The sequence below is a fragment of the Desertivirga arenae genome, assembly GCF_017355785.1.
GTDB lineage: Bacteria > Bacteroidota > Bacteroidia > Sphingobacteriales > Sphingobacteriaceae > Desertivirga > Desertivirga arenae.
This window is the reverse complement of the sequence record NZ_JAFEWE010000006.1, coordinates 60,074-83,150: the sequence shown is the minus strand read 5'-3', so window position 1 is coordinate 83,150 and position 23,077 is coordinate 60,074. Positions and strand designations below refer to the sequence as shown.

At 39.6% G+C, this 23,077-nt stretch carries 25 protein-coding genes; 17 read left to right on the top strand and 8 right to left on the bottom strand.

Annotated features, from left to right (window positions below; genetic code table 11):
* The first annotated feature begins 175 nt into the window (after nucleotides 1–175).
* The 4 genes from J4N24_RS13880 (at nucleotide 176) to J4N24_RS13865 (ending at nucleotide 3,730) form a co-directional block, all read left to right on the top strand.
* Entirely contained in the window at nucleotides 176–823 is a 648-nt protein-coding gene (locus tag J4N24_RS13880; RefSeq protein ID WP_207534300.1) for a TetR family transcriptional regulator C-terminal domain-containing protein, read from the top strand.
* Nucleotides 824–825: 2 nt separating this feature from the next.
* The gene (locus J4N24_RS13875; protein WP_207534299.1) at nucleotides 826–2,151 is read left to right on the top strand and encodes an ABC1 kinase family protein; all 1,326 of its coding nucleotides are present in this window, start codon (nucleotides 826–828) and stop codon (nucleotides 2,149–2,151) included.
* Nucleotides 2,151–3,164 carry an oxygenase MpaB family protein gene (locus tag J4N24_RS13870; RefSeq protein WP_207534298.1) on the top strand — a complete coding sequence of 338 codons (1,014 nt, stop codon included), beginning with the start codon at nucleotides 2,151–2,153 and terminating at the stop codon, nucleotides 3,162–3,164. Before J4N24_RS13875 ends, J4N24_RS13870 begins: the two co-directional genes overlap by 1 nt.
* A gap of 122 nt (nucleotides 3,165–3,286) precedes the next feature.
* The gene (locus J4N24_RS13865) at nucleotides 3,287–3,730 is read left to right on the top strand and encodes a VOC family protein (protein WP_207534297.1); all 444 of its coding nucleotides are present in this window, start codon (nucleotides 3,287–3,289) and stop codon (nucleotides 3,728–3,730) included.
* A 76-nt stretch (nucleotides 3,731–3,806) separates the two neighbouring features.
* On the opposite strand, the gene J4N24_RS13860 is transcribed toward J4N24_RS13865, so the two are convergent.
* The 3 genes from J4N24_RS13860 to J4N24_RS13850 form a co-directional block, all read right to left on the bottom strand.
* Complete coding sequence (locus J4N24_RS13860; RefSeq protein ID WP_207534296.1) at nucleotides 3,807–4,322, bottom strand: DUF2911 domain-containing protein; 516 nt, start codon at nucleotides 4,320–4,322, stop codon at nucleotides 3,807–3,809.
* A gap of 8 nt (nucleotides 4,323–4,330) precedes the next feature.
* Nucleotides 4,331–5,155: an SMP-30/gluconolactonase/LRE family protein gene (locus J4N24_RS13855; RefSeq protein WP_207534295.1), complete on the bottom strand. Its 825-nt coding sequence runs from the start codon at nucleotides 5,153–5,155 to the stop codon at nucleotides 4,331–4,333.
* A 159-nt stretch (nucleotides 5,156–5,314) separates the two neighbouring features.
* On the bottom strand, nucleotides 5,315–5,788 hold the full coding sequence (locus tag J4N24_RS13850; RefSeq protein WP_207534294.1) for an NUDIX hydrolase: 474 nt from the start codon (nucleotides 5,786–5,788) through the stop codon (nucleotides 5,315–5,317).
* Between the two features lie 370 nt (nucleotides 5,789–6,158).
* Between J4N24_RS13850 and J4N24_RS13845 the strand changes: the two genes are divergently transcribed.
* The 4 genes from J4N24_RS13845 (at nucleotide 6,159) to J4N24_RS13830 (ending at nucleotide 10,224) form a co-directional block, all read left to right on the top strand.
* Nucleotides 6,159–6,440, top strand: coding sequence for a hypothetical protein (locus J4N24_RS13845; protein WP_207534293.1), 282 nt, complete (start codon nucleotides 6,159–6,161; stop codon nucleotides 6,438–6,440).
* Between the two features lie 460 nt (nucleotides 6,441–6,900).
* A complete protein-coding gene (locus tag J4N24_RS13840; protein ID WP_207534292.1) occupies nucleotides 6,901–7,158 on the top strand; it encodes a hypothetical protein in 258 nt (85 codons plus the stop codon).
* 183 nt (nucleotides 7,159–7,341) lie between these two features.
* On the top strand, nucleotides 7,342–8,730 hold the full coding sequence (locus J4N24_RS13835; protein WP_207534291.1) for a DUF4403 family protein: 1,389 nt from the start codon (nucleotides 7,342–7,344) through the stop codon (nucleotides 8,728–8,730).
* A 120-nt stretch (nucleotides 8,731–8,850) separates the two neighbouring features.
* Entirely contained in the window at nucleotides 8,851–10,224 is a 1,374-nt protein-coding gene (locus tag J4N24_RS13830) for an exonuclease domain-containing protein (protein ID WP_207534290.1), read from the top strand.
* Here the strand turns inward: J4N24_RS13830 and J4N24_RS13825 are convergent.
* Nucleotides 10,221–10,757: an SOS response-associated peptidase family protein gene (locus J4N24_RS13825; protein ID WP_207534289.1), complete on the bottom strand. Its 537-nt coding sequence runs from the start codon at nucleotides 10,755–10,757 to the stop codon at nucleotides 10,221–10,223. The genes J4N24_RS13830 and J4N24_RS13825 overlap by 4 nt on opposite strands.
* A 132-nt stretch (nucleotides 10,758–10,889) precedes the next feature.
* Between J4N24_RS13825 and J4N24_RS13820 the strand changes: the two genes are divergently transcribed.
* The 5 genes from J4N24_RS13820 to J4N24_RS13800 all read left to right on the top strand — a co-directional run bounded on the left by J4N24_RS13820 (nucleotide 10,890) and on the right by J4N24_RS13800 (nucleotide 16,616).
* Nucleotides 10,890–12,299 carry a glycoside hydrolase family 28 protein gene (locus tag J4N24_RS13820; RefSeq protein ID WP_207534288.1) on the top strand — a complete coding sequence of 470 codons (1,410 nt, stop codon included), beginning with the start codon at nucleotides 10,890–10,892 and terminating at the stop codon, nucleotides 12,297–12,299.
* A gap of 96 nt (nucleotides 12,300–12,395) precedes the next feature.
* Complete coding sequence (locus J4N24_RS13815) at nucleotides 12,396–12,707, top strand: hypothetical protein (RefSeq protein ID WP_207534287.1); 312 nt, start codon at nucleotides 12,396–12,398, stop codon at nucleotides 12,705–12,707.
* A gap of 46 nt (nucleotides 12,708–12,753) precedes the next feature.
* Nucleotides 12,754–13,038, top strand: coding sequence for a hypothetical protein (locus J4N24_RS13810; protein WP_207534286.1), 285 nt, complete (start codon nucleotides 12,754–12,756; stop codon nucleotides 13,036–13,038).
* 82 nt (nucleotides 13,039–13,120) lie between these two features.
* Nucleotides 13,121–13,924, top strand: a complete 804-nt coding sequence (locus tag J4N24_RS13805) for an SDR family oxidoreductase (RefSeq protein WP_207534285.1) — start codon at nucleotides 13,121–13,123, stop codon at nucleotides 13,922–13,924.
* A 121-nt stretch (nucleotides 13,925–14,045) separates the two neighbouring features.
* On the top strand, nucleotides 14,046–16,616 hold the full coding sequence (locus J4N24_RS13800) for an ATP-binding protein (RefSeq protein ID WP_207534284.1): 2,571 nt from the start codon (nucleotides 14,046–14,048) through the stop codon (nucleotides 16,614–16,616).
* Here the strand turns inward: J4N24_RS13800 and J4N24_RS13795 are convergent.
* Nucleotides 16,558–17,895, bottom strand: coding sequence for a sigma-54-dependent transcriptional regulator (locus J4N24_RS13795; protein ID WP_207534283.1), 1,338 nt, complete (start codon nucleotides 17,893–17,895; stop codon nucleotides 16,558–16,560). The genes J4N24_RS13800 and J4N24_RS13795 overlap by 59 nt on opposite strands.
* A gap of 118 nt (nucleotides 17,896–18,013) precedes the next feature.
* Nucleotides 18,014–18,208 (bottom strand): hypothetical protein, encoded by a 195-nt coding sequence (locus J4N24_RS13790; protein WP_207534282.1) that lies wholly within the window; start codon nucleotides 18,206–18,208, stop codon nucleotides 18,014–18,016.
* Between the two features lie 259 nt (nucleotides 18,209–18,467).
* Here J4N24_RS13790 and trxB point away from each other — a divergent pair, with 259 nt between their 5' ends.
* Together trxB and J4N24_RS13780 are read left to right on the top strand one after the other, a co-directional pair.
* Nucleotides 18,468–19,421: a thioredoxin-disulfide reductase gene (trxB, locus tag J4N24_RS13785; protein ID WP_207534281.1), complete on the top strand. Its 954-nt coding sequence runs from the start codon at nucleotides 18,468–18,470 to the stop codon at nucleotides 19,419–19,421.
* Between the two features lie 75 nt (nucleotides 19,422–19,496).
* Nucleotides 19,497–19,625 carry a 30S ribosomal protein THX gene (locus tag J4N24_RS13780; RefSeq protein ID WP_207534280.1) on the top strand — a complete coding sequence of 43 codons (129 nt, stop codon included), beginning with the start codon at nucleotides 19,497–19,499 and terminating at the stop codon, nucleotides 19,623–19,625.
* A gap of 199 nt (nucleotides 19,626–19,824) precedes the next feature.
* Here the strand turns inward: J4N24_RS13780 and J4N24_RS13775 are convergent, their stop codons facing one another.
* Together J4N24_RS13775 and J4N24_RS13770 are read right to left on the bottom strand one after the other, a co-directional pair.
* On the bottom strand, nucleotides 19,825–20,916 hold the full coding sequence (locus tag J4N24_RS13775; RefSeq protein WP_207534279.1) for a sugar transferase: 1,092 nt from the start codon (nucleotides 20,914–20,916) through the stop codon (nucleotides 19,825–19,827).
* Nucleotides 20,894–21,286, bottom strand: coding sequence for a response regulator (locus J4N24_RS13770; protein WP_207534278.1), 393 nt, complete (start codon nucleotides 21,284–21,286; stop codon nucleotides 20,894–20,896). The genes J4N24_RS13775 and J4N24_RS13770 overlap by 23 nt, the downstream gene beginning before the upstream one ends.
* A gap of 394 nt (nucleotides 21,287–21,680) precedes the next feature.
* Here J4N24_RS13770 and J4N24_RS13765 point away from each other — a divergent pair, with 394 nt between their 5' ends.
* Together J4N24_RS13765 and J4N24_RS13760 are read left to right on the top strand one after the other, a co-directional pair.
* Nucleotides 21,681–22,208: a hypothetical protein gene (locus J4N24_RS13765; protein WP_207534277.1), complete on the top strand. Its 528-nt coding sequence runs from the start codon at nucleotides 21,681–21,683 to the stop codon at nucleotides 22,206–22,208.
* A 124-nt stretch (nucleotides 22,209–22,332) separates the two neighbouring features.
* Nucleotides 22,333–22,848, top strand: a complete 516-nt coding sequence (locus J4N24_RS13760; protein ID WP_207534276.1) for a hypothetical protein — start codon at nucleotides 22,333–22,335, stop codon at nucleotides 22,846–22,848.
* Nucleotides 22,849–23,077 lie beyond the last annotated feature (229 nt).

The following is a 23,077-nucleotide window of genomic DNA, read 5'->3' as shown; positions in this document are numbered from 1 at the left end:
CTCCTATACCAACTAATAATGTGTCTTTAACTTACCCAGGCTGCTGAGGTTTTCCAAATCTCATCTATATCTCATTTTTGGCAGAATTCATGATAGCCGAAGAACTGTGGTATCAAAAACTCCGATATTTATTGTAGTAGATATAGATCTGCATTAATTAAAAGCTAGACAAAAGATGGAAATCAAAGAAAAACTTCAGGATGCCTATATAAGCTACGTGCTGATCAACGGGGAGCAACCCAAAAGCGTGTTTGTGTTTGCAAAAGATAATGAGCTGGCTGAAGAGGATTTTTATAATTATTACGCCTCTTTTGAAGCCATCGAACAAGATATATGGCTGAATTTACTAAGCCTTGCTGTAAATGAAGTAAAAGCACAGGAGGTTTGGCCTCAGTACTCTGCCAGGGAGAAGGCTTTATCTCTTTTCTATAGTTTTTTCGAGCTTTTGAAATCCAGGCGAAGCTTTGTCGTTTTTAGTCTGAATGGCTCTACTAAAACTCTTGGTAGTCCCCGGGTGTTGGATAAACTTAAGCCCTTATTTGAAAGCTTTAGTTCCGAAATTTTACTGGAAGGCATTGAAAGTGGAGAGCTAATGGATAGAGCATTTATATCCAGAAAATATAAAGATGCGCTGTGGATGCAATTTGGCTTCGTCTTAAACTTCTGGATCAAAGACAGCTCCTCGGGCTTTGAGAAAACTGATGAGGCTATCGAAAAAGGCTTGACCGTCACTTTTGATCTCTTTCAAAGATCCCCTCTTGATAACATATTCGAATACGGAAAATTTTTAGCTAAGAATGCGGGCATCAAAATGCCTTTTTAAACATGAGCGAAAATACACGCAAAGAACAAGACAGTATTCCAACCAGCAAGATTGAACGGTCTACTCAGTTCGTTAAAACCGGATTTAAGATAGGTGGGAATTATGTGAAGCACTATTCCAAGAAGCTTTTCAATCCCGACTTGAGTAAGGATGAGTTGAACGAGAGTAATGCTGCAGATATCTACGAATCATTAAGCCAGCTGAAGGGAAGCGCGTTGAAGGTAGCTCAGATGCTGAGCATGGATAAAAATATCCTTCCTAAAGCATACGTAAATCAGTTTTCTCAGTCCCAATATAATGCGCCGCCATTATCAGGCCCTCTTATTGTTCAAACCTTCCGAAAGTACTATGGAAAAACTCCCGATAAGGTGTTCGATAAATTTGATCTCAAATCTACTAACGCGGCCTCTATCGGTCAGGTTCACCAGGCTTTTCTTGGCGAAAAAAAACTTGCTGTAAAGATTCAATACCCTGGAGTAGGAGATTCTATTTCCTCTGACTTAAAACTTGTTAAGCCATTTGCTTTCCGTTTATTGGGTATGAGCGAAAAAGAGCTGGATGTTTATATGAGAGAGGTTGAAGAACGATTGCTGGAAGAGACTGATTATGAGTTGGAGGTGCGCCGTTCCCTTAAATTTTCCCAGGCTTGTTCTGCTTTGGAAAATGTAGTGTTCCCCGAATACTATCCCGAGCTCTCCAGTAAAAGAACGATAACAATGGGCTGGCTGGAAGGACTTCATTTGAAGGAATATTTACAGACTGACCCATCACAGGAGGAGAGGAATAAAATAGGGCAGGCCTTGTGGGATTTTTACAATTTCCAGGAGCACGAGTTGAGAGCTGTTCATGCCGATCCACACCCGGGGAACTTCCTGATCACACCGGAGGGAAAACTAGGGATAATTGATTTCGGCTGTATTAAAGAGCTTCCAGACGATTTTTATTATCCATTCTTCTCTTTGGCATTAAAGGGGGCGCTAAATGATAAAGAATCCACGTTGAAAGCCTTCAGGGAGCTGGAGATGATCCTACCTAAAGATTCACCTCAACAAGTGGAGTTTTATTATGAAAATTTCTCCGAAATGATCGCCTTATTTACGCGCCCATATACCAGCGGAATCTTCGATTTCAGTAAAACTGATTTTTTCGAACAGATCTACGCCTACGGGGATCGCATGGCACGAATGCCTGAGTTCAAACAGGCAAGGGGAGTAAAACACTTCATCTACATTAATAGAACTAACTTCGGTTTGTATAACATCTTGCATGAGTTAAAAGCGACCGTGAAAACAGACACTTATCCACCTCATATTAAAAAAGAAAGTTAATGCCTTCAGCCTACCTCTATACCGATAACTTCTTATCCGACATGCGAGAGGTGGGCGATCCACTTGCGGACGATTTTATCTATAGATCATTTAGTGATAATATGGCTCGGAAGGAGGTGTACGACTGGTTAGGAGCAGCATCACAGAATGCTGACCTCCAAAATCTACCCCTGCCTTTTGCGACTGAAAAGGTTTTTACTCAAGCCCAAAACCTTCCCACATGGGCAGATGATAAATTGTTATCCCTCGGATGCTCGTTTTTCAGCCGATATCAAAATTCCATTATGCAGCTCCTTGGACTGCTATCCTTACCCTATTGCTATGCGGCAGCAGATGGGGCAATGGTCCTTTTTCTTTCAGAGCGACTACGAAACGACACTCCCAAACGACTTGCTGATACGGGTGAGTTTGTAACAAATGTACAATCGCCAGGAGCTTTCGCCGGGCAGGGTAGAGGTTTTATAGGAATATTGAAGACACGCCTCACTCATGCTATTGCCAGATACTACACACTGAAATCAGGCAAGTGGAATGATAAATGGGGCGTGCCCGTTAATCAGGAAGATATGGTGGGAACAGGTCTGGCATTCTCCCTGATTGTAATAAGAGGGCTCCGTAAAACAGGCATAACGATCAATGACCGGGATCAACAGGCTTTCTTACATCTCTGGGCTGTTATTTCCTATTTGTTAGGTGTTGATGAAAGACTCATTCCCAGGAATGGAAAGGCTGCAAATCAATTGGAAAAAGCAATTCGCGTAAGACAGTTTAAAGAATCCATTCAGGGGAAAGAGTTAACAAATTCTTTAATTGAAACTTTTACTAGTTTAGACTCAGGATCAAAACTTTCTCGAAAGGATGTTCAGCAACTAATGACGCATTTGCTGGGTGCCGAAGTTTCTACATTATTAGGACTTTCAGTAGAACCACGGTTCCATACCCCTTACTTATTAAAGATCTTCTCAACCCTTTCCAGCTGGAATCCCTACCTAAAGGTTCAGAAGCCAATTTAAGATTTCTCATTACCACTACTGTAAAAGATTTTAACAGTTTTTTAAAAACTTAAACAAGGATTAACATAAATGTCTTAGCTTCGATAAGAACTTGTTAATATTAACTCTAATCAATTCATACCATGCCTACCGTAAATGTTTATTTAAATTTTAATGGAAATTGCGAAGAAGCCTTCAATTTTTACAAAACAGCCTTTGGTTCAGACTTTGCCTATCTTGGACGGTTTAAAGATATGCCCGCTCAAGAGGGTGTACCTCCTTTGTCTCCAGAACAAGGAGAATTGATTATGCACGTATCTTTACCTATAAGTAACGAAACAACGCTCATGGGAAGTGACACAGGTGGAGAATGGGCGAATTCATTTAAACAGGGTAATAATTTCTCGATATCCATTAACGCTGATAGTAAGGAGAACGCGGAACAACTTTTCGCCAGTCTTTCAGCTGAAGGACAAACTACCATGCCCTTGGGCGACACCTTCTGGGGGGATTACTTTGGTATGTTCACCGACAAATTCGGTATAAATTGGATGATAAGTTACAACCAGAATCAGCAGACTCCATAGAAAGAAAACGGGTATCAAATATTCTGTTTTGAACTTTGATACCCGTTTTCACCGATATTAAATAGGAGACCCTTACTTATTTTGCTTCGAACTCCACTTCAGTGTCGCCCCATTCAATAGAAACTTCGCCTGCTTTCGAAATCTCAAACACTAATTTCTCTTGAAATTTCTCAGAGTGCTCAGGTTTTACAGTTACTCTTAACTGATCATCAGCCTCTGAATACTTAGTTCCCCACTGATCCCAGGTTTTATTAAAAATAACCACCCACTCTTTCTCGCCAGGAATAGTATATAAACCATACTTACCTGCAGGAAGTGTCTGTCCTTTGATCTTTACATCTTTATCTATTTCGAAAACTGTGGCTTCGTTTGCCCCTGTTCTCCAAACCTTACCATAAGGAACGAAATCTGTTCCGATCTTACGGCCCTTTAATGAAGGCTGACCATAGGTAATAGTGATTTTTGCGCCTTTTTTGGTAGTTTCAGTAACGGTAACAGGTGGACTAACACGCTTGGATTTGTCTTGCTGCGCGGAAGCAGAAAATGCAGTCACGATAGTGAATGCGATCGCTGCAAAAAGTGTTTTCTTCATGTGGTTATTTATTTATTTTTAAGTTGATAAGCAATTATACTATTATGATTAAATGTTGGAATATAAACAATGTTCTTTTCACTGTCCACCCCTATATCTGCCGTATTAATTTTTGATTCCTGAGTATCTAGTAGTAATTCAATATTACCTTTCTTAGAAACGTAATAAACAAGTCCGCTCCAACAGCTAACAATAAAGTCGCCATTCTTTAAGGGCTCAACTCCATCTCCGTTTTTGGCAAAGCCTTCAGCTACTGTCGTAACTTCTTTTTTACTATTCACTTTGATCAATTTAGTGCCTGAAAGGATATAAAGATCTTTGCCGATAACTTTAAGTCCGTTGGCATCGCTGATATTTTCCAGCCAAACTTCGGCTTGGTTCTTCTCGATCCGGTAAACTTTTCCTACTCGTGTGTCAGATACGTAAACCACTCCCTTACTGTCTACTGCAATGTCATTAAGAAAAACAGAGCCTGCAGCAGGAATTCTTGTTTCCAGTTTTCCCGTAACGGCATTTAAAACAACAACCTCTGTTAAGTCTGCTATGTACAGTTGGGAATTAAATAAGCCCATACCTTTAGGAGCATTTAATCCGGTTGCCCAACTGGCATCAAGTATCTTTCCATCGAGACCTACTTTAGCAACTCCTCCTTTACCATCAGCCGAATTAGGAACGCCGTCAATAAGAGAAACGTATAGGAAGTTATTCTTCAAGGAAGGTAATACAGACTCTGGAACAGAGAGAGAGTCGCTCTCCCATAGCTTAACCAAGTGGTGCTGAGCCTGAACCTGCAGGGATGAAGCAAATAGAAGAAGCGAAAATAGTTTTTTCATAAATGTTAATATATTCAGCTTGAGTTTGACTGCCAAGCATAGTAAAGGTTCAACAGTATTTTTCAAAAATAAATTTTTCTGATTAGTAGTGCTTAGGGAAGTCAATAATCTTGCGAAAAGTTGTGGCAGACAAAAACGTCGCATCATTCAGGGAACAACCTATTTACATTTGCTTTTTAAAATTTGTTCCAGCTCATCTAATACCGGTAATTGAGAGGCATTCAACTTTATTCTTGCTTGTTCAAATGAAAACCATTCTGCCTTGTCGGTCTCAGGAAACTCTTTCTTCCTTCCCGATTTTGGCGGCCACTCCATTTCAAATAAGTTAGATGAAATAAAAGGTTTTTCGAAGTCTGTTTCGGTGGCCCAGGTTTTCAGCATCTTTCCTCCTTTAGTTTTTACAGGGCTTAGAACTATAAAATCTTCAGTAATGATCTTATTACCGGTTTCTTCATTAAATTCTCTTTTAGCCACCTCTAATTCCTGTTCGATAGCAGGATCAAATTCTCCTTTTGGCACCGACCATACTCCCTCATCTTTTTTAATGTAAAAAGGCCCTCCAGGATGAACAAGCAATACTTGAAATCCATCAATCGCTCTTCTATACGCCCATATTCCTGCTGTGTATTTCATACACTATCTGTCTTAGTTATTATTCTGTGTTTTCTTTTAACTACCTAACACTAGTTTAGTTCATTCCAAGTTGAGGAAATTTTATTCTGCATTGTAGCGAAATGTCTTAAAAAAACAACAGATGTATATGTTTTAGGTCTACACTTTGCTACACAGATAAATTTTCTTTGTAACACTATTGTAACTTTGGCAATGGGATTAAAGAATAATTTGAATTGTGATAAGTAATTTGATAATTTTATGGAAGATTTTTAGGATGTAATGCTCCTGGCTTAATATTTGTTAATTATTATTAGACTTTATGGTGCCAGGACGGCAAATACCTAGAGGAGTTTACAGGTCTCATTTCTCAAAATTTTAAGGAGGTAATATGAAATTAAAGGAATTATTATTAAATGGTTTCAGCTTTAACGAAATTCTAAGGCAATTCTCAATTGAAAAATCCGATTTTTCCATCCAGGATGAGGATTTGATATTGTCGAGAAAGGATCTGGCAAACAAAGAGATTTTAAAAGAGAGGGTATTAATTCAAGGGAAAACAAGTAATGGTATTATTAACTTTTTTGGTACCCTTCATTGTAACTTTTTAAATCAACTGGCAGTTTTTGAGTTAGATTCTGTAGAACAACAGGGTGTAAGTACTGCTGCCTAGTAAAAAAATAAACACCTCTTACGATTTAAAGAAAATAGGCTATATCCTTTGATATAGCCTATTTTTTTATCCCCTGCTTCCCTGCAGAAAATTTAATCCCTTTTGTGTATATTTGATAAAGCTCCTAGTAGCACCTATCCATCATTTTGCCCTCAAAACCCTTGTTTTAGCGACCTTATAGCGACCTTACAGCGATGTTATAGCGACCTTATAGCGATCTTTATTCATATATACTACTTACCAAATTCGTCCCACATTCTATGATAGTCCTTGTTCCATTAGCAGATTATGCAAAGATTGACCTAAGGGTAAGGCCGGGCTATCGAACAAGGACCAAATCTGGGTAAAAGGAAGGATATCTGGTTTAAATCTGCCCACTAAAGGAATATTGAATATCAACTATTTTGCCAGGTCTTAAACATTGGCCCTATTGCTTGTGTTATCTACATAAAGTTTGTCTATGTCTACATTAAAGCGTTTTAAAATAAATTTTCCTGTTAACGGCGAAGATCAGGAACTATTTGCCGAGCCAATGGATTTAAATCACCGAATGTATTCCCTGGAAAGAAAGTTGATGGATCCGCATCCCCTTCTGATCGAGAACACAGAATCAGGTTGGAAAGTCACCTCGCAGGATGATTGGAACTTGAGTCCTCAGGAAGTTAATGAGCTTGGTAATTTCCTTGAAAGGGAATATCATATCCGTCCGCAGGAATAAGGTAATACTTACTATTTAATTGGAACAGCCGATTTAAAAACCTCTTTTTACTTCGGCTGTACCATCTGGACATGCAAATAAACCTTCATAAGCAAGGCGTCCTTTAAATCTTTGACTATTAGTTTGTTTTATCTAATTCATTCTATTGCATTATATTCGCAGGGTAATTTGTTTTTCCCTTAAATGAAAAAGAAGAGTTTAGCTTATGGAGCTTTAGCCTTGCTCCTTGCTTCCTGTAGTACATCAAAGAAAATTCAGGCACTTAAACCAGAAGCCAGTTACAGTAAAGAGGTTGTTTATGATAAACAACTTTCTTATGTACAATTACCTGTAGAGATCAGCATTGCCGATATCCAGAACCAAACGAACAAATTTTTAAACGGTCTTATCTTCGAAGATAATAAGCTGGAGGACGACAACTTGCAGCTGAAAGTATGGAAACAAGGGCCGATCGTTGTTACGGAAAACGGAGGAAAGCTACATATTGAGCTACCCATGAAGGTATGGACTCAAGTACGCTACGGGGTTGAAAAGTTTGGCCTCTCTGCCTATGATACCCGTGATGTAAATCTTAATGGTGTCATAAAAATTAATGCATCTGTCGCCCTTACTAACTGGAAACTGTCAACCCAAACACAGGTTGCGGGAATAGAGTGGAAGGAAAGTCCAACTATTTCTATAATGGGTAAAAAAATGCCAATAACTTACCTTATTAACCCGGCTATTGCGGCCTTTAAAGGTAGAATGGGGCAAATGGTTGATCAATCTATAGAAAAAGCCATTGATGTAAAACCCTACGTGATTGACGCGATACAATCTATTGCTCAACCAATGCAAGTTAATCAGGAGTACAATACATGGTTTGGAATCCAACCACTGGAGCTTTACGCTACTAAGGCTGTAGTTGCCAATAAGAAGATCACCATGAATCTTGGTATGAAAGCTTACTTAGAAACAGTAGTTGGAAACAAACCCGGTTTAAGTTTCGATAAGAATAAACTGGCGTTAACCGCGGTTGAAAAAATGCCTTCGGAGTTCAATGCAAACATTGCTAGTATTGTAACTTATCAAAATGCGGCAGCGCTTATGCAGAAAAATTTCAACGGACAAAAATTTGAGTCTGGTAAGCGGTCTGTTACGGTGTCAAGTATCGATCTATGGGGAAAAGATGGAAAGATGATTGTTGAGGTAGGCATGAAAGGCACTGTAAATGGAATGTTCTACTTGTCAGGAGTTCCAAAGTATGATGCTGCAAAGCGTGAAGTATATATGGATGATGTGGATTTCGTACTCGACTCAAAGAACAAATTGTTGAAGACGGGAGATTGGCTGGTGCACGGCCTTATTGCCAAAAAGATCCAGGAAAGCTGTCGTTTTTCCATCAGCGATCAGCTGAAGGAAGGTGAAAAGACAATGGCCGGATTCTTAACCAATTACGAGCCTATGAAGGGGGTAAAAGTAAATGGAGCAATGACACAACTTTCTCCTAACCGCATATTCCTTACACCTAATGCCCTGGTAGCAATGGTAGTAGCCAAAGGAAAGGTGGGTATAAGTATTAATGGGATGTAATAGATCCTTTCGAATGATAAGAGTATTAAAAGGGAGCCTTGGGTTCCCTTTTTTGTTTTCTGGATTCAATTTTCTTATTTCTTCTAAGCTAAAATAATTAGTAATTCTTAGCTTTGTATAATGTACGCCATTGTAGATATTGAAACCACGGGAGGGCATGCTAGTGCTAATGGAATCACTGAGGTCGCCATTGTTATTCACGATGGCAAGGAGGTGGTGCAACATTATCAAACCCTTATTAATCCCGGTATTCCAATACCTATATACATTTCAGCTCTGACAGGTATCGACGACGAAATGGTGCGTAAAGCTCCACCTTTCGAAAAAGTGGCAGCGGAAATATACGATCTGCTGCAGGGAAAGGTGTTCGTTGCTCATAATGTTAATTTTGACTATTCCTTCATTCGACATCAACTTTCTCAGGCTGGGTTTGAACTGCAGCTTAAAAAGCTCTGTACTGTTCGTCTCGGCAGAAAAATACTGCCAGGCTATGCCTCCTATAGCCTTGGTAAGCTTTGCAAATGTTTAGATATCGAAATTGAAGGCCGGCATAGGGCAGGGGGGGATGCTGAGGCGACAGCGAAGCTGTTTAGTTTGCTATTGGAAAATGATAAAGAGGGACTGATTCAAAGGTCCCTGAATAGAAATTCAAAAGAACAGCAACTTCCGCCTTATCTAAACAGGGAAGAGTTGGAAAAATTACCTTCAAGTCCCGGTGTTTATTATTTCAAGGATAGAAAAGCTAAAGTGATCTATGTTGGCAAGGCCGTTAATATAAAAAAACGGGTCTATTCGCATTTCTCTGGTAATAACTCAGGTCGTCAAAGGCAGGAGTTTCTAAAGAATATTCACACCATTGATTTCAAAGAATGCGGCACAGAACTCATGGCTTTAATTCTGGAGGCTTCTGAAATAAAGCGTCTTTGGCCGGAGAATAACAGAGCATTGAAGCGTTTTGATCTTGCTTACGGCTTATATGTCTATGAGGATCAGAAAGGCTACCAACGGATAATGATCGATAAGAAGAACAAGTTCTCTACGCCTGTTTATAGCTTCAGTCAGTTATCAGAAGGCCATAATCTTATCAAAGTATTGATGAAAGAGTTTGAGCTTTGTCCTAAATTATGCTTTATTCAAAGAAATACAGATCCTTGTATCGGGATTCAGGACCAACATTGTCACGGTGCCTGTGATGGTAAAGAACATCAATGGAGTTATAATCAAAGAGTGAAAGCAGCGCTCGCAGGCTTAAAGGCTGGCTTACCTTCTTTCGCTTTTATCGACGAAGGTAGAACAATGGAAGAACAGAGTGTTGTATGGATGGAAAGTGGTCAGCTTAAAGGGATGGGATACTTACCTAAAGATCAGGATTTGGAAGATGTATTAGCGGTAAAGTCTTTTTTAGAGCCTTATTCGTCTAACGATTATATCCGTACTGTCGTTCAAACTTTCGCTTCCAGATACCCTGAAAAGGTAATGAAGATTCAGGTTTAATTTATTCCGCTTAGAAAATCTAAGCGTTGTTCTATGTTAAGCTCATTTCCAATCCAGCTGGCAATCTGATCTCTCCTTAAAAAATAGGGTACTCTCCCAAATTGTTGGTCACTATGTTCTACGGTTAAAAAAGTGCAGCTATATAAACTTGCCCCCATTAAAGGATCTTCTGTAACGTCCCAAACTCCGGCAATAAATGAAACTGCTCCATCATATGGACGATAGGAGATGGTTTGTCCCTCTGCTTCGTTGATTTTATCGAATGAGTTGCAAATGATGACACAAAACTTTTTATTGCTTATCCTCTCAATAAAGGCTTCCTCGTCCAGATTCTCCTGCAAAGCAATCAAAGACGCTTTACTTAATGGGTAGTAACTAAGCTTTGAAGGGCATTCATCTGTAACCAAAGGAACCGAAAATCCAAAAGTGGCATGTGGATTAGCATTTTCAACTTCACTATTAAAGGTCAGGTTCAACACTTCCAATATACTTTCTGAGGATGGAATATTCAATACATCTTTAAAGTTTTGCATAGCTAAATTTTGTATTGGAATAAACTTTCAAATTTGGAAAAAGTTCGTTTTAATGCTTAAAGTATCTTTTTTGATAAATAAGCGGCGCTTTTCACAAAATTCTTACATTGCTCTCCAAACCACATAACCAATATGACTCTGAATAACCGTCGCAAGTTTCTTGAAGTTACAGGTAAAGCCCTTCTGGCTGCTCCTTTTGTCTCTGGTCTGACAAGCTGTAGCATCATTAATTCGTCATCCCAGTCAGGTAAAATTGGTCTTCCCGACCGGCGACAATATAATATACGTTTAAGTGTAAAGGATTTTGGTGCCAAAGGAGATGGCACGGTAAAAGATACACTGGCTTTTCAACAAACTATAGATCGCTGCAGTGTTCTTGGTGGAGGGGAAGTTTATGTTCCTTCCGGCTCTTATCTTATCGGCGCCATAGAGCTTCGCTCTAATACCACTTTAAATCTTGACAAGGGCGCAACATTGCTGGGTAGTGGAGACTTTAATGACTATCCTGTACATCAGGTGCGATGGGAAGGCAAATGGATCCCAGGTTACACTGCCCTTATTTATGCAATGGATGCTTCAAATATTGCTATTATAGGGGCAGGACAAATTAAAGGTAGTCATTCTGTAGGCGGACGCCCTAGTGCGAAAGATCCTTTAAGGCGCCCAGCGCTGATCGAACCGATCAATTGCCAGAATGTCCATTTTGAAAACTTCTCTACAGACTACCATCTCATGTGGTCGATACATCCAACCTATTGCGAGAATATTTTTATTAAGGGTCTAACAATAAGGAGTGCTGGAGGAAATGGTGATGGAATTGACATTGATTCATGCAGGAATGTTCGAATAGACAATTGTGATATTGCCACAGGGGATGATTGTATCTCTTTAAAATCTGGTAGGGGAATGGAAGGATACACGCTTTTGCGGACTACAGAAAACGTTCATATCTCTAATTGCACTTTTGCGGATTCTATCTTTGCTTGTATCGGAATCGGAAGTGAAACTTCCGGCGGTATCAGAGATGTTAAGATCGAGAATTGCCGCTTTACTTACGCAAAAACTCACGCTATATACATAAAAAGCCGGCCGGGAAGAGGTGCTTTTATAGAAAATATTAAAGTAGATAATATCGAAGTATCAGGAATGGAGGGAGGATTTCTACGTTTTAATATATTGGGAAGCGGCTTGCAGGATCAGGTCCCTGTTCCTGGACAAGATGGAATTCCTACTATAAAAGATTTTCATTTCTCTAACGTAAAAGTAACAGATGTTCCTGTTTTAGTAGAAGGCACTTCAATTCATCCCGATAAACCCCTGGATGGTTTTTCTTTAAGAAATGTAAACGGCACGTGTAAGAAGGGAATATTTCTGGCCAATATCAGGAACGCAGATATCGATAATATACAAGTAAGCGGTTATGATGGAAGTTTGCTAAATGGGGTGAATGTAAGTGGCAGAGGGTTAAAAGATATAGCGCCAGTTGAGCCACCCAAAACTCCTGCGCCAATAAAAGAATTGGAACCTTTTAAACTTAAATAACTGATAATTATGAATGCTGATACTTTATCATAAGAGGATAGTGCAAACACTACGCTTAAGTCGTTGTTAAGAGCATAATCGAATAAATAAAGTACTATGAAAAAATTAATTTATACCATCATTCTGGTTTTTACAGTTGGATTGTTTGCTACCCCTACCTTCGCAGCTTCAAATGCGAGCAAAAAAGAGCTCACAACCGAGCAACAAGTTCAGCTTCAGCACATTCAAAATCGTGTTGAAGAGATCCGTCACATGGACAAATCAAACTTGACTCGCACTGAGAAAAAGGAGTTGAAAAAGGAATTACGCTCCATGGAGAAACAGGCTAGAGCCATAACTGGCGGGGGTGTTTATTTATCTGCCGGAGCAATCATTATCATTATCCTTGTGTTAATACTTATTCTGTAAATTCTGGCATTGTTTTTAATGACAATGATTAAAAAACTATCTAACTATGAGTTCATCACAGAAAACACACGACCATAAAAAGATTCAGAAATGGGCGGAAGAGCGTGGTGGCGTGCCCGCCAAAATCAAAAACACTGGCAAGGATGAAGACGATGGTGTTTTAAGAATTCATTTCCCTAAGCATAGCGATGCCGACGATCGTTTTGAGGAAATTCCCTGGGTTGATTTCTTTCAAAATTTCGACGAAAATAAGCTAGACCTCCTGTATCAGGATAAAAAAGCAGACGGGGAAACAAGTACATTTCACAAATTCGTTAACAGGGAAGACTAATAGTTTAAAATTTGAAAGGCTGTCTTAAAAGCTGGATTCTGAGGAAGCAGTTTTTGAGATAGCCTTTTCTTTATCTATCAAGATGGAAATACAAAAACTTAAAGGACAAAATGCTATTGTCACTGGTGGTAACAGTGGGATTGGTCGAGCTATAGCTATTGAACTAGGCAAACAAGGTGTAAATGTATTGGTCAACTACCACTCAGACAAAGAAGGTGCAGATGAGGTTGTTGGAATTATAAAGCAGGCAGGCTCTGATGCTTTTGCATGCCAGGCGGATGTTAGCAGTGAAGAAGACGTACTTGCAATGTTTGCTGGCATGAAAGAAAAGTTTGGGCATATCGACATTCTGATCAATAATGCCGGAATGCAGAAGGATGCTCCTCTTCACGAGATGTCGCTGGATGATTGGCAGAGAGTACTTGGGGTAAATCTAACAGGACAATTCCTTTGTGCCAGGGAAGCTGTCAAACAGTTTCTTGAACGCGGAATGTGCGATAAAAGCAAGGCTTGCGGAAAGATCGTCTGTATAAGCAGTGTGCACGATGTTATCCCCTGGGCTGGGCATGTAAATTATGCCACCAGTAAGGGGGGGATCCTGATGATGATGAAAACAATGGCCCAGGAGCTCGCACCGAGAAAGATCAGGGTTAATGCTATTTCGCCTGGTGCCATAAAAACTTCTATCAATGAGGAGGTATGGTCTGATCCTCAGCAAGCTAAGGATCTTCTTAACATTATCCCTTACAAACGCATCGGAGAACCTGAGGACATAGGGAAAGTTGCGGCCTGGCTTGTATCCGACGAAGCAGACTATATAACAGGTACAACTATTTATGTAGACGGGGGAATGACACTTTACCCGGCCTTTGCTGATAACGGATAGAATAGCGCTATAACCCATTGAAAATGAGATGAACTATTTGGAATAACACATTTTATGCTTTCTTTCGTTATAGTTCAAACACTATTGAAAAAAGAACTGAGGGAAAGCATGTATGCAATTTATGAAAGGTAAGGTTATCATCGCATTTTTATCTGGGTGTATAGCCTTATTTTTTGCTTGGGAGGCTTCACGCCAGGTTTCTATTGAAATATTTAAGAATGTAGATAGCTTGTCAACTCCTGTAGATAGGCTACATCGTGTTAATTTTTTGTTTAGAGAGATTAACCACCTTGAACAATTACAACGTACCCAGGCAATTCTCGGGGGAAAGCAGGATACAACGATACTAATTAAAAAGTCGGCCCGGTTGAGGGCCTCTTTAGATACTCTTCAAAGTCTTTACGCAAAGGATTCTACTCAATCGGCCAGGATCGGCTCCATGAAAAAGATCCTTAAAGAGAGGGACAGCCTCTTTAGCAATTATATGAAAGTCCGTGAGGGCTTGGTTAGCAGTAAAGAACTAACAGTACAACTTAAAACCCTCACAAATATCTATTCAAATAGCCCCGTATTAATTGAAAAAGTAATAACCACAGAGCGAACCTCCACCGTAGCTGTTAATACGGAAGATGAGGAAATAAGGAAGCAACAGGAAAAAGAAAAGAAGACCTTTCTCGGACGAATATTTGGCAAAAAGAAGCGTGTAAAGGATACCGCTCAAATTGAGACCCGGACTGCTTCTACCCACATCCCGCACGAAGAACTGGAGAGTGAAACCGTAGCTGTAAAAATTGATACCCTCAAGACCAAGGTAGCAAACACAGACAGCATCAAAAGGGAATTGGATAAAGCCAGCAGAACTATCGTAAGTACCCAGAAGCTGAAAAGCACAAGCTTTGTAAACCGCGAGGCTGCATTAATGAACACTGGAAACTTGCTGATCAACCAAATGCTTAACATTTTGCAGGAGGTAGAGAAAGACGCTGTCAGGCAGGTTGACAGGAATAATAGCGATACCAAAAAGGTTATAGAATCTGGGGCAAACCGGATCATAAATATAATCCTGTTGTTTGTTTTGGCAACGGCTATTTTGCTTTATTTAATATTAACGGATATTTCCAAGAGTTCGCGTTACCGAAAACAGCTGGAATTAGCAAAAGATGAGGCTGAGCGCCACAGTGCAGTGCGTCAACGCTTTCTTGCTAACATGAGTCATGAAATACGGACGCCTCTTCAGTCAATCATTGGTTATTCTGAGCAGTTACTCAATCAGCCGGAGCCCAGGAAGGAGGATATTGAAGCTATTCACTATTCTTCCGAACACCTTTTGCAGATCGTAAATGAAATCCTGGATTACAGTCGCCTTGCGTCTGGGAAGTTCTCTCTCAACTACACTGTTTTTAACCTCCATGGGTTGCTCGGTGAAATAATAGCTGTAATGCGACCTCAGGCAGAGAAGAAATCGGTGGCACTTGTCTTGCAGGATACCTCATCAGCCGACTATGTTAAGGGCGACTCTTTCCGCCTAAAACAAATCTTATACAATCTTCTTAGTAATGCCATTAAGTTCACTAGTGAAGGCAGTGTTATCTTATCGGTGAAGTCTTCGGATGTAGGCAAGCGCTATATTCATCAATTCTCCGTTCAGGATACCGGAGCTGGGATCCCTAAAGACAGCTTGGTCAATATCTTTAATCAATTTGAACAGGTGAATACATCTTCGGTTGCTGCTACAAGTGGCACAGGGTTGGGACTTAGTATTGTGAAGGAATTAGTAGAGCTACAGGGTGGAGAGATCCATGTAGAATCTGAAATGGGAAAAGGATCTTGTTTTACAATTGAACTTGGTTTTGCTAAACCTAAGCAAAACCCTGTAGCAGAGATTGAGGTGCAGGAGATCAGAGGAACAGTTGCGGATTCTAAGGTTTTTGTGGTGGATGATGACGAACTTATTCTTCAGCTATGTTCTTCTATTTTAGAAAAAAATAACGTAACTCACCATTGTTTTAATTCGCCATTGGAATTGCTGGCTACTATTGACCATCATGAGGATGTTATTGTGTTCGCTGATATACGCATGCCTGAAATGAATGGGTTAGACCTTTGTGTTGAACTAAGGAAACTTAGTGCAACAATGAAGATATTCGCATTGACAGCTCAGGCTTTGCCTGAAGAAAGGCAGGTTATCCTTGAATCAGGCTTCGACGGAATTTTAATGAAACCATTCCGGGAAGCAGATCTAATGTCGCTGCTTAGAGGCGGGGAGAGCCCTGAAGCCGCTCCTGTTATTACAGAGGTAAAGAATGAATTAGATCTAAGCAGTGTACGGATGATGACTTTCGGCGATAATGAGCGTTTAGTGAAAATTCTTCATAAGTATGTAGACGACAGTACGGAAGATATAGAACAATTGGTCCAATTAACTGCTCATGATCCTGCTGTAGCATTTTTGTTTCACCGTTTAGCTGGAAGGAGTGCTCAACTGGGTGCTGCAAGGCTGGCTTCTTTGATGCGAGAATTGGAAATTCTTGCACTGAATAGTGAAAATGAAAAATCCCCGGCTGTTACTGCCGAGGATATTAAATGGGTTACAGAGGAAGTTCAGGATGTTATAAGATTAGTGAAAGAAGAAATTAACCATCTATCTGATACTTCTCCATCTTATAATAAAGAGTTTTCCGATCAATATTAAGAAGCTTGGCTGCCTGAGATTTATTATACTTCACTTTTAGTAAGGTTTGTGCGATCAGCTCTTTCTCATTGGCCTCGTTTACCGCTTTGATATCCGATGTATTGGGCCTTAAACCTTGCTTGATGGTAAGGAACATTTCTGAAGGAAGTGCTTCCTTCATGGCCACTTCGCCAGGAGTTAATAAGACCATACGCTTGATAACGTTCTTCAACTCACGCAAGTTTCCGGGCCAGTCATAGTTAAGTAGTAGATCCTTAACATCAGGAGAGACTTTTTTTACATTCCGGTCCAGCTCCTGGTTAGACTGCTTAATGAAATGGTCTATAAAGACCTCCAGATCTTTGTCCCTGTCTCTTAACGCCGGAACCTCGATCTTAAATTCATTCAACCGGTGGTAAAGATCTTCGCGAAATTCGCCTTTACTTACACTGTTATAAAGATCATCATTTGTTGCGACGATAATCCTAACGTCAACTTTAATTTGTTTGTTACTTCCAATAGGTTGCACCACGCGTTCCTGTAACACTCTTAAAAGTTGAACCTGCACTTCGTAGTCAAGGTTGCCTATCTCGTCAAGAAATAAAGTTCCTCCGTTTGCTGCTTCAAACCGCCCTTTTTTATCCAGAACTGCTCCTGTGAAAGCTCCCTTAGTATGTCCGAACAGCTCACTCCCTGCAAGATGTTTGGATAATGCTCCACAGTCAATAGAAACAAAGGGCATATTGGCTCTTTTACTGTTTCTATGTATAGACTTTGCAGCGTATTCCTTTCCTGTGCCACTTTCACCTTGTATGATAATAGACATATCAGTAGGGGCAACCAATTTAATGTAGCTATTAAGTTGCACTGAAGCAGCACTGTTTCCCTCAATAAATTCAACTGGGCTCGTTTCTTCAACCAGTTGTTGCTCCTTGTTGATTTTCTTTCCAAGAGCTTCATTAACTGCCATCAGCAGTTCATCTGGATTTACAGGTTTGGTAATGTAGTCTAATGCACCGAAACGCATAGCTCTTACAGCTGTTCGTACATCATTAAAACTAGTCATAATGATTCCAGGAATATTCAGGCCGTTCGATTTCGCTGAGCTAAGAACATCAAGGCCAGTGCCATCTGGCAATCGGTAATCAAGTAACAGAAGATTATATGCTTTCTGCTCAAGCATTTTTTCCGCATTTTTAACTTTAGATGCGGTGTCTACTGTGTGCCCTTTTTTTTGTAAAAAACCCTGCAGTAGTTCTGAAAATGTAGCGTCGTCTTCGACCAGTAGCAAATTAGCCATAGGGTATCAAAAATAAATCAGATAACCAAAAATACAAAAGCCGAAGAACTCTCCGGCTGTTGTAAAGGATTAACTGTAATTAACTGTAAAAAGATCGTTATGTTTTACCCAGAGCTAATTATTGCTTGCTTTTAGGCTTTTTCGTTTTTGTGGTATCTGTAGGGGTCGTATTTGAACCTGTCTTAGTTGTATCTTTTTTTGTCGTATCCTGTAAAGAAACAGACACTTTATATGTTGATTGAGTATAAGCATTAGCAAGATTTGTCCCTGAACAAATAACAACTAACAGGGCTCCGAAAATTAAATTTTTCATCTTGTTCTTAGTGTGAGTACAGTTATTAGTTATGGATAATTGTGCCAAAAAATGTAAAAAGTGAGAATAGGGCTGGTTTTTAAGCCTTTCTGCTTTTTTAAGAATCTACATGATCATTTCACTTGTGGAAAAAAACAACACTTTGCTGCAAAGGGTAACGTTAAAAAGTGCCATACAAAGGCCGGAAATAAACATCATGCTGACAGTTCGATCTTGCCACCGCTGGGATAAACTCGTAATTTAGCACCAAATATTTAATATGTTGGAAGCAGAACACATACAATGTCTAATTATAGGATCGGGGCCGGCAGGATATACTGCTGCAATTTATGCAGCACGTGCTGATCTAAAACCAGTTTTATATACAGGTATCGTTCCTGGCGGGCAGTTAACGCAGACCACAGAAGTAGAAAATTTCCCTGGGTATTCAAACGGGATCTTAGGACCAGAGATGATGGAAGATTTTCGTAAACAAGCGGAACGTTTTGGTACCGACATTCGCTTTGGTTATGTTACTTCGGTAGATTTTTCTGGGTCTCCTCATAAAGTTGTGATCGACGAGCACAAGACTATCACGGCAGATACAGTAATTATTGCTACTGGCGCATCTGCTAAATGGCTGGGACTGGAGAGCGAGCAAAAGTACAATGGTTTCGGTGTTTCAGCTTGTGCTGTGTGCGACGGTTTCTTCTTCCGTAACCAGGATGTAGCTATCGTAGGAGCAGGTGATACTGCTGCAGAAGAAGCTACTTATTTGGCAAAGCTTTGTAGAAAAGTTCATATGATCGTTAGGAGAGATGAGTTCCGTGCATCTAAAGCTATGGTGAATCGCGTGCTTAATACCGCTAATATCGAAATACATTACAGTTCGGAAACTCAGGAAATCCTGGGTGATGGTCAGAATGTAACTGGCATAAGAATTATGAACAATAAGACTTCTGAAGAGAAGGTAGTTGATGTAACAGGTTTCTTTGTCGCTATCGGACATAAACCAAACACTGATATCTTTAAAGGATGGTTGGATATGGATGAAACAGGGTATCTTATTACTAAGCCGGGTACTCCTTTAACAAATATAGAAGGTGTATTTGCTTGCGGTGATGTTCAGGATAAACATTACAGGCAGGCTGTAACAGCTGCAGGAAGTGGCTGTATGGCTGCTTTGGAAGCAGAAAGATATCTTGCAGCGAAAGAGCACGCTGAAGTAGGTTAGAAAATTTCTTTAGCAGATTTTAGAACAATCATCTTCGCTCCTTGTTGAAATTCTTAATAGCTAACATTTTAAACTATGGGAAGAGGCGACAAGAAAAGTAAAAAAGGAAAAATATCCATGGGATCTTTCGGAAAAAAAAGACCGAAACAAACCAAAAAGAACAGGGCAGCTAAAAAAGAAAAAGCTGAATTAAGTGCCTCATAACCGGGGCACTTTTTTTATGCTCAGTTCTGTAATGGTAACAACGAAAATTATCGAAAACTTGTGTTAGAATTTATAATTAGACCATTCGAGAGGCAGTTAATAATCTCAAAAAAATGAATAAGTCTATTACGAAAAAAGGACAGCTGTACTTAAACGGCTGTCCTTTTTTCTATGGTGAATCTTTTAAAAGAAACCTCTTTTAAACTTTTTCTTTTTGTAATAATGCCGGGAATGTTCCGATGATAATCTTAAGATCCAACCAGAAGGAGTAATTAGCTGCATAATAGTTATCCAGCTTCTTTCTCTCTCTCTCAGACATTTCTTCTTTTCCGCGTTTGCTGATCTGCCATAAACCAGTTAATCCAGCGGGCCCAAGGAAACGAGTGGTCCATTCGTTTGATGTAAGCATTTCTGCTTCGTATAAAGGAAGAGGGCGATTACCTACCAAAGACATATCACCTTTTAATACATTAAACAGCTGCGGTAACTCATCTATACTAGTGTTGCGGATGAAATGTCCTACTTTGGTTATCCGCGGATCGTCTTTTATTTTAACAAAGGCAGATTTTCCGGTTTCTGTATCTGAATATTGATTCAGTGCCGATAGTGTTGCTATTTCTTTGTCCGCGCCAGTTCTCATTGAACGGAACTTATAAAAATCAAAGATCTTATAGCCTGTGCCTACCCGCTTACTTTTATAAATAATAGGTCCTTTTGATTCCAGACGAACCAAAGCGGCAATAACCAGGAATAGGGGAGATAGGAATAATAATGCTACAGAACAAACGATGATATCGAAGGTACGTTTGTAAAGAGGCATTTTATATCGAACATCTACCTGTTCTGCCAGTTCTGCTAACTTAGGTTTAATGAGTTTAAACTTTACAAGGAATCCCAAACGTTCGCAAAGATCTTCGAGAGGAAAAGGATAAGTATAGAAATCGTGAACCTTTAAAGCCATCGCTTTTTTCTTCCAGGCCTTATTGGAGAAAGCAGACACAACAACGATAATAATACCCTGTAATAGAGGGTTCTTTCTTATCCGGCTTATCAGAGCCAACCAGTTTTCTTTTTTATCGGCCTCCAAAAGGATGATATCCGGAAGAGTTAAGAGGGATTGATCGTTCAAATATTGCTCGATGTTTTCCAGGTCAAGACCATCATATTCTACCTCAAATTGAGCCACAAGTTCCGGTAGGATCATTTCCTTCAATTCAGAACCAGCATAGGCCACTTTTGCGTTGACCCCTGTTTGATGCGAAAGATTATTAATTGGAGAGCTCAAGATCATTCTTACGGGCTATTAATTCACTAATTACTCTCTTCAAGGTTGTGGGATTGAATGGTTTTTGCATGTAACTTTCAACCTTGACAGACATTTGGCTTACCCTTTCGTCAAGATCATCTGCTCCTGACAGTAAAATTACCGGGGTGTCTCTGTAGTAACCGCTAATCTTTAAATTTCTAATAAGCGAACTGCCATCGAAATATGGCATCTGAAGGTCAGATATAATAAGCTCAGGATCGTTGCCTTGTTCCAACCAGCTAATTGCCTCAACGCCACTGTTTTTGATTATAAGGTCATATTCCTTGGATAATACAAAATTCAGCAGTTTAAGAATACTAACTTCATCATCAACAATTAGTATTTGTTTTTTCATGCAAGTTCCCCTATCTAAAAGCGTTACTAAGATATTTCTCGTTCTACGACAAACCCTTATCTGGGTTACAAATATCTCGTTTTAATAATGAGCTAAGATACTAAAAAACTAATAATGAAAAGGCAGATGCTTTAAATCTTTATCAATAGAATGAAGATTTTTAGAGTAATTTTGAAATTGGGCTTTGGATTAACGACCGTGGAGCTGCCTTCGCCTGGTAATCTTAAAATAGTCCCAGACCACGAATCTAAATCGTCCGTCAAAATTTTCTTCCTTGTGAAATTTTGAGAAAAGAGGGATACAGAAATAATTCAATTAAGGCTGTTTGTGAACTTTTTCAGAAATGTTTTGTTCTAAAATTGGAAAACAATAAATAATTAAAACGCCTATGAAAATGATCAATACAAAGTCTATTGCCGGGGCTTTATTTGCCCTGTTTATATTATCATCATTTATTGCAAGTGCTCAACCTGCCGATTCCAGAGCTATTCGGCTAAGCCTTGGTTTTAGCACCGGTATACCAACCCGACATGGATTTAACGCGGTTTATGGAGGAGACGTGAGAGCCCAAAAGGACTTTTCGAGAAGTGTATCTGGTCTTCTTACCCTCGGATATAGTGAGTTTCAGCATGATCATAAAAATAACTTCGCTGATTTTGGTTTCGTTCCATTTAAACTAGGAACAAAAGTTTTCCCCTTGGAAAAATTATATGTAACTGCAGAGGTTGGTACGGCTATTAAGCAGCACAAGGCGCAGGAGTCTAGCTTTTTATGGTCACCCGGCTTAGGCTGGGCCTTTAATAACGGACTGGATTTGGGCTTGAGATATGAAGAGTCCCGAAGAAGGGGGATGGGAACAGGCCAGTTTGCGCTTAGGGTGGCTTACGGGATAAATTTAACGAGTTTGATACAGAGGAATTGATTTTTTTTATTCTGATTATCAATCCTTAATGTTTAAGGTGTTTACGATTTTAAATAAACAGCCAACTATTTGTAGCATTTGTTGTTTCAAAGCGGTAATAAGTAAACACATAATATATATAGGTATGAAAACATTTAACCTTAAATTTATAGCTGCACTGGTAGCGATCATCGTTTCTTATACTACAGCTAATGCTCAAAGTAGAGGTGGTGATTCAAGAGACACTCGTCTGGGAATTGGTCTGAGCCTGGGAATTCCTACGCACGATGCGTATAACTTTGCCGTAGGTGGCGATTTACGTCTTCAAAAAGATTTCTACAGTAATGTTTCTGGTCTCTTGTCTCTGGGATATACCAACTTTTCACTTAAAGGTGAAGATATGGGAAGCGTAGGTTTTGTTCCTTTAAAAGCAGGATTGAAAGTATTTCCTATAGAGCGCTTTTATATAAGTGGTGAGCTGGGAGCAGGATTTGGAACTGATGAAAATCAGAAAACGGCGTTTGTTTGGGCTCCTGGTATTGGCCTGGGTTTTAACAACGGACTTGATCTGGGTCTTCGTTACGAAGAATTTAGATATCAGAACGCTGGCCTTGGACAAGTAGCATTAAGAATTGCTTACGGTTTTAACCTGAGCAAATAAGAAATCATTAGAAAAGTATTAGAAGCTCTGCTTTTTTAGCAGGGCTTCTTTGTTTTATAGCTTTATTTAATTGGAAAAGCTTCCATTTTAAGCCTTACCAATACCCTAAGAAAGCCTTCGACGCTTTCTTTATGTAATTTTTTTATCAAAAAGTATGACGCAACTCATAAAACACCGCCTCAAATGAAAATAAAATTTCAGAAAAGGCTTATTTGATTATTTTTGCGTC

Excerpts from the sequence above, each read along its gene's own strand:
- J4N24_RS13880 (WP_207534300.1), top strand. The coding sequence starts at position 176 with ATGGAAATCAAAGAAAAACTTCAGGATGCCTATATAAGCTACGTGCTG.
- J4N24_RS13875 (WP_207534299.1), top strand. The coding sequence starts at position 826 with ATGAGCGAAAATACACGCAAAGAACAAGACAGTATTCCAACCAGCAAG.
- J4N24_RS13870 (WP_207534298.1), top strand. The coding sequence starts at position 2,151 with ATGCCTTCAGCCTACCTCTATACCGATAACTTCTTATCCGACATGCGA.
- J4N24_RS13865 (WP_207534297.1), top strand. The coding sequence starts at position 3,287 with ATGCCTACCGTAAATGTTTATTTAAATTTTAATGGAAATTGCGAAGAA.
- J4N24_RS13860 (WP_207534296.1), bottom strand. The coding sequence starts at position 4,322 with ATGAAGAAAACACTTTTTGCAGCGATCGCATTCACTATCGTGACTGCA.
- J4N24_RS13855 (WP_207534295.1), bottom strand. The coding sequence starts at position 5,155 with ATGAAAAAACTATTTTCGCTTCTTCTATTTGCTTCATCCCTGCAGGTT.
- J4N24_RS13850 (WP_207534294.1), bottom strand. The coding sequence starts at position 5,788 with ATGAAATACACAGCAGGAATATGGGCGTATAGAAGAGCGATTGATGGA.
- J4N24_RS13845 (WP_207534293.1), top strand. The coding sequence starts at position 6,159 with ATGAAATTAAAGGAATTATTATTAAATGGTTTCAGCTTTAACGAAATT.
- J4N24_RS13840 (WP_207534292.1), top strand. The coding sequence starts at position 6,901 with ATGTCTACATTAAAGCGTTTTAAAATAAATTTTCCTGTTAACGGCGAA.
- J4N24_RS13835 (WP_207534291.1), top strand. The coding sequence starts at position 7,342 with ATGAAAAAGAAGAGTTTAGCTTATGGAGCTTTAGCCTTGCTCCTTGCT.
- J4N24_RS13830 (WP_207534290.1), top strand. The coding sequence starts at position 8,851 with ATGTACGCCATTGTAGATATTGAAACCACGGGAGGGCATGCTAGTGCT.
- J4N24_RS13825 (WP_207534289.1), bottom strand. The coding sequence starts at position 10,757 with ATGCAAAACTTTAAAGATGTATTGAATATTCCATCCTCAGAAAGTATA.
- J4N24_RS13820 (WP_207534288.1), top strand. The coding sequence starts at position 10,890 with ATGACTCTGAATAACCGTCGCAAGTTTCTTGAAGTTACAGGTAAAGCC.
- J4N24_RS13815 (WP_207534287.1), top strand. The coding sequence starts at position 12,396 with ATGAAAAAATTAATTTATACCATCATTCTGGTTTTTACAGTTGGATTG.
- J4N24_RS13810 (WP_207534286.1), top strand. The coding sequence starts at position 12,754 with ATGAGTTCATCACAGAAAACACACGACCATAAAAAGATTCAGAAATGG.
- J4N24_RS13805 (WP_207534285.1), top strand. The coding sequence starts at position 13,121 with ATGGAAATACAAAAACTTAAAGGACAAAATGCTATTGTCACTGGTGGT.
- J4N24_RS13800 (WP_207534284.1), top strand. The coding sequence starts at position 14,046 with ATGAAAGGTAAGGTTATCATCGCATTTTTATCTGGGTGTATAGCCTTA.
- J4N24_RS13795 (WP_207534283.1), bottom strand. The coding sequence starts at position 17,895 with ATGGCTAATTTGCTACTGGTCGAAGACGACGCTACATTTTCAGAACTA.
- J4N24_RS13790 (WP_207534282.1), bottom strand. The coding sequence starts at position 18,208 with ATGAAAAATTTAATTTTCGGAGCCCTGTTAGTTGTTATTTGTTCAGGG.
- trxB (WP_207534281.1), top strand. The coding sequence starts at position 18,468 with ATGTTGGAAGCAGAACACATACAATGTCTAATTATAGGATCGGGGCCG.
- J4N24_RS13780 (WP_207534280.1), top strand. The coding sequence starts at position 19,497 with ATGGGAAGAGGCGACAAGAAAAGTAAAAAAGGAAAAATATCCATGGGA.
- J4N24_RS13775 (WP_207534279.1), bottom strand. The coding sequence starts at position 20,916 with ATGATCTTGAGCTCTCCAATTAATAATCTTTCGCATCAAACAGGGGTC.
- J4N24_RS13770 (WP_207534278.1), bottom strand. The coding sequence starts at position 21,286 with ATGAAAAAACAAATACTAATTGTTGATGATGAAGTTAGTATTCTTAAA.
- J4N24_RS13765 (WP_207534277.1), top strand. The coding sequence starts at position 21,681 with ATGATCAATACAAAGTCTATTGCCGGGGCTTTATTTGCCCTGTTTATA.
- J4N24_RS13760 (WP_207534276.1), top strand. The coding sequence starts at position 22,333 with ATGAAAACATTTAACCTTAAATTTATAGCTGCACTGGTAGCGATCATC.